The sequence below is a fragment of the Dietzia sp. CQ4 genome, from assembly GCF_014145125.1.
GTDB lineage: Bacteria > Actinomycetota > Actinomycetes > Mycobacteriales > Mycobacteriaceae > Dietzia > Dietzia natronolimnaea.
In genome coordinates this window covers 1-2,929 of the sequence record NZ_JAALDZ010000157.1, presented here as the reverse complement: position 1 = coordinate 2,929, position 2,929 = coordinate 1, and the positions used below count along the sequence as shown (strand labels likewise).

Sequence of the window (2,929 nt, the reverse complement as noted above, 5' to 3'; positions counted from 1 at the left end):
GTCCGCAGGATCGCCGGTGTCGTCGGCGACACCGTGCGGCGGGCCGGCGGGGCCATGAACCGACGCCTGGCGAACCGGCGGTGACGCACCGCCGCGGTCAGCCGCGCGACCGCTCGTAGAACGCCACCGCCGCGGCCGTGGCCACGTTGAGCGAGTCCGTCCCGGCCGTCATGGGGATCGTCGCCCGGACGTCACACGCCCGCATCGCGTGCTCGGTGAGACCGGGACCCTCCGCGCCCAGGACGAAGGCCACCTTGTCCGAGTCGACGGCCCGGGACAGCGGCACCTCCGCCGACGGGGTCAGCGCCACCGTGCGGAAGCCCTGCGCGGTCAGATCCCCGAGGCAGCGCTGCCAGGTGGTCGGGGTCCCCGGCAGGTGTGCGAACGGCAGCCGCAGGACGTGCCCCATGGACACGCGCACCACCCGCCGGTAGAGAGGGTCCCCGGTGGCGGCGCCGAAGAGCACCCCGTCGACGCCGAGCGCCGCGCAGTTGCGGAAGATCGCCCCGAGGTTCTCGGGGTCGTTGACGCCCTCGAGCACCACGAGGGTCCGGGCACCGCCCACGACGGCGTCGACCTCGAGCGGCGTCGGCCGGTCGGCGGCGGCCAGGATGTCCCGGCTGGACCGGAACCCGATCACCTCGCTGAGCACGTCCTTGGTGGTGCGCAGGTACACGGCGCCGTCGGCGCGCTCATCGGCGTCCCAGCCCTCGGCGGTCGCCTCACGCCGCAGCTGCTGCAGTCGCGCGTCGGTCCCCAGCAGGACGTGCGGGCGGAACCGGGACAGCAGCATCCGGCCCACCACGTAGGTGCCCTCCGCGATCACCAGACCCCGGCCGCCCGGCAGGTCGGGGCGACGGTCGGAGTGGTTGAGGTCGCGCAGGTCGTCCAGCCGGGGATCGGCGGGATCGGAGACGTCGACGACGAGCACTGCCCGCGCCGCTCAGGCCAGCAGCTCGGTGATGGGCCCGATCGCGAAGAACACGAGGAACGCCGCCGCGACCACCCACAGCAGCGGGTGCACGGACCGGGCCTTGCCGGTGGCGGTGGCCATGACGACCCAGGCCACGAACCCGATGCCGATGCCGTTGGCGATCGAGTAGGTGAACGGCATGGTGACGATCGTGAGGAAGGCCGGCAGCGCGATCGCGAAGCGCGTGAAGTCGATGTTGACGATCTGCGACATCATGAGCGCGCCGACCACCACGAGTGCGGGAGCCGCCGCCTCCACGGGGACGACCTCGTACAGCGGGGTGAAGAACATCGCGATGAGGAAGAGGACACCGGTGACGATGTTCGCCAGCCCGGTGCGGGCGCCCTCGGCGATACCTGTGGCCGACTCGAGGAAGACCGTGTTGGACGACGACGAGGTGAAGCCACCCGCCACGGCACCGACGCCCTCGACCACGAGCGCGGTCTTCATGTTGGGCAGATTGCCCTTCTCGTCCATGAGCCCGGCCTCCTTGCCCAGCCCCGTGAAGGTGCCCATGGCGTCGAAGAAGTTGGCGAGCAGCAGGGTGAAGACGAACAGACTGGCCGCCAGCGGACCGATCCGGACGAACGCGCCGAAGAGATCCACCTGCCCGATGAGGGACAGGTTGGGCAGCCCACCCAGGGTCTCGGGGATCCCCGGGACCGCGAGGTTCCACCCGGTGGGCGAGGGCTCACCGTCGACGAAGGACGGTCCGGCGTTCGCGACGGCCTCGACGATGATGGCCACGACGGTGGTGACCACGATGCCGATGAAGATGCCGCCGCGCACCTGCCGGGCCACGAGCACACCGCACAGCAGGAGCCCGAAGGCGAACACGGCGGTGGGCCACGAGGCGATCGACCCCTCGATCCCCAGTCCCACCGGGACCGTGGTGCCCGCGGCGTCGGGGAGTCGACGCACGAAACCGGAGTCGACGAAGCCGACCATGGCGATGAACAACCCGATGCCCACGGCGATCGCGGCCTTGAGGTCCGAGGGGATGGCGTCGAAGACGGCCTTGCGGAACCCGCTCACCGCCAGGATGACGATGATGATGCCCTCGATGACGATCAGCCCCATGGCCTCGGCCCACGTGACCTGCCTGGCGATGGTGACCGCGACGAGGGAGTTGATCCCCAGGCCGGTCGCGAAGGCGAACGGGTAGCGGGCGATCGCGCCGAACGCCACCGTCATCACCCCCGCGGTGAAGGCGGTGACGGCGGCGATCTCGATGATCGACAGCTGGTTGCCCTCGACGTCGACACCCGAACCGAGGATCAGCGGGTTGAGCACGATGATGTAGGCCATCGCGAAGAAGCTGACCAACCCGCCGCGCACCTCGCGGGCCACCGTCGAACCGCGCTCACTGATCTTGAAGTACCGGTCGACGGCCCCGATCCGTACAGGGGACCGCGACGGGGCCCCGGCGCTCTGCGACATCTGGAGACCTTCCTGGCGGTGGGTGAGGAACCGTCATAGAGTAACCGGCCCCCCGCCTGCGGTAGCGTCGCGGTCATGACGGACAGCCCGGCAGAGCCGCAGGTGCCCCGGATCCCGGCCTACCTGCTGGACCCGCGGCCCGTCGTCCTCATCGGGACCCTCGCGTGGACGATCGCCCTCCTGGCCATGATGCTCATGGACGAGGTCGACATGCGAGCGGTGATCCTCTGCGCCGTGGGTGTGGGCGTGGGTGCGATCGGCACACTCGTCTACGCGCTCCAGCGGCGTGCCGTCCTGCGCGGCAGTGCGGGCGCACAGGGCGGTCTCGACTTCGACCGCATCTGAGCTGTCGGCATCTGAGCTGTCGGCACCTGAGATGCCTGCGGGGGATCAGTCCTGACCGGCGGCGGGGGCCGGCGGGATCAGGGCTGGTCGGGACCGCCCGCCGGACCGGCCTGCCCCACCTCGTCGCCCTGCCCCACCTCGTCGCCCTGCTCAGCCGCCCCCCGCGCCCGG

At 70.9% G+C, this 2,929-nt stretch carries 3 protein-coding genes; 1 reads left to right on the top strand and 2 read right to left on the bottom strand.

The window, feature by feature from the left end:
- Positions 1 to 97: 97 nt before the first annotated feature.
- Positions 98 to 931: an RNA methyltransferase gene (locus tag G6031_RS09935; protein WP_182653176.1), complete on the bottom strand. Its 834-nt coding sequence runs from the start codon at positions 929 to 931 to the stop codon at positions 98 to 100.
- A gap of 12 nt (positions 932 to 943) precedes the next feature.
- The gene (locus tag G6031_RS09930) at positions 944 to 2,413 is read right to left on the bottom strand and encodes an NCS2 family permease (RefSeq protein ID WP_182645636.1); all 1,470 of its coding nucleotides are present in this window, start codon (positions 2,411 to 2,413) and stop codon (positions 944 to 946) included.
- A 75-nt stretch (positions 2,414 to 2,488) separates the two neighbouring features.
- Between G6031_RS09930 and G6031_RS09925 the strand changes: the two genes are divergently transcribed.
- The gene (locus G6031_RS09925) at positions 2,489 to 2,758 is read left to right on the top strand and encodes a DUF2530 domain-containing protein (protein ID WP_182645637.1); all 270 of its coding nucleotides are present in this window, start codon (positions 2,489 to 2,491) and stop codon (positions 2,756 to 2,758) included.
- Positions 2,759 to 2,929: the final 171 nt, after the last annotated feature.

What these genes read in the sequence shown, in the direction of transcription:
- G6031_RS09930 (WP_182645636.1), bottom strand. Translation starts at nt 2,413, where the DNA reads ATGTCGCAGAGCGCCGGGGCCCCGTCGCGGTCCCCTGTACGGATCGGG.
- G6031_RS09925 (WP_182645637.1), top strand. Translation starts at nt 2,489, where the DNA reads ATGACGGACAGCCCGGCAGAGCCGCAGGTGCCCCGGATCCCGGCCTAC.